Below are 288 nucleotides of genomic sequence, written 5' to 3'. Positions count from 1 at the left end.
AAAAGTATTTTAGCATACTTTTTACTCATCTGCTTTTGTTTAGCTTCTATAACATCCCTAAAACCAAACATGCCAAATTTTTTGAATGATTTATCTCTAGCCTCTTCAAAAGAAAGCTTTGGGGTTTGTTGCCAACTATCTTCAATATCATTGGCTAAAGGATCTACCAACTCTGTTTGTACATCATAGTGTTCTACATAGTGTTTTCTGGTGAATTTGTAGAGTGGTTCTATTTGTGAGTTTGTTAGTTTCATAACTAAAAAATGAAGAAATTAACTGATTATAAAT

General features: G+C 30.6%; 1 pseudogene. It reads right to left on the bottom strand.

From position 1 onward, the window contains the following. A pseudogene (locus ACY2RW_RS16120) lies at nucleotides 1–254 on the bottom strand (hypothetical protein); the annotation flags it as partial. Nucleotides 255–288: the final 34 nt, after the last annotated feature.

It is taken from the genome of Polaribacter sp. 2305UL8-11, assembly GCF_058147165.1.
This window is presented reverse-complemented; position numbering and strand designations above follow the sequence as displayed.